The sequence below is a fragment of the Sphaerimonospora thailandensis genome (assembly GCF_016863115.1).
Taxonomy (GTDB): Bacteria; Actinomycetota; Actinomycetes; order Streptosporangiales; family Streptosporangiaceae; genus Sphaerimonospora; species Sphaerimonospora cavernae.
Genome location: NZ_BOOG01000150.1, coordinates 1 through 740, shown reverse-complemented (window position 1 = coordinate 740; position 740 = coordinate 1). Strand labels below are relative to the sequence as shown.

At 64.2% G+C, this 740-nt stretch carries 2 protein-coding genes; both read left to right on the top strand.

What is annotated here, in order from left to right; translation table 11 throughout:
• A partial coding sequence (locus tag Mth01_RS29390) for a DUF742 domain-containing protein (RefSeq protein WP_204019218.1) occupies positions 1-179 on the top strand: 179 nt, incomplete at its 5' end.
• A 25-nt stretch (positions 180-204) separates the two neighbouring features.
• A partial coding sequence (locus tag Mth01_RS29385; RefSeq protein ID WP_204019217.1) for a GTP-binding protein occupies positions 205-740 on the top strand: 536 nt, incomplete at its 3' end.

Sequence of the window (740 nt, the reverse complement as noted above, 5' to 3'; positions counted from 1 at the left end):
AGGTGCGGTCGGTGGCGGAGGTGTCGGCGTTGTTGCGGATGCCGCTGGGTGTGGTGCGTGTGGTGATCGCTGACATGGCGGCGGAGGGGTTGGTGCAGGTGCATCAGCCGCAGTTGGATGCGGGCAAGCCGGATGTGACTTTGCTGGAGAGGGTGCTCAGTGGACTTCGCAGGCTCTAGGGATGCGGCCGGTTCCGGCCGGGGGCTGACGTCGACGAAGATCGTCGTTGCGGGTGGTTTCGGTGTGGGGAAGACGACGTTCGTGGGGGCGGTGTCGGAGATCGTTCCGTTGACGACGGAGGCGGTGATGACCGATGCGTCGGCGGGGGTGGACGATGTGGGGTTGGTGCCGCACAAGACGACGACGACGGTGGCGATGGATTTCGGGCGGGTGTCGCTGGACCGTGATTTGATCTTGTATTTGTTCGGGACGCCGGGTCAGCATCGGTTCTGGTTCATGTGGGATGACCTGGTGCGTGGGGCGATCGGTGCGGTGGTGCTGGTGGATACGCGGCGGTTGGCCGACAGTTTCCCTGCGGTGGATTATTTCGAGGAGGCGCGGTTGCCGTTCGTGGTGGGGATCAACGGGTTCGATGGGCGGTTCCCGCATGGTGAGGAGGAGATCCGGGAGGCGATGACGCTGGGGTCGCATATTCCGATCGTGCGTACGGATGCGCGTGATCGGGAGTCGGTGAAGAGCACGTTGATCACCCTGGTCGAGCACGCCCTGACCTCGCACGT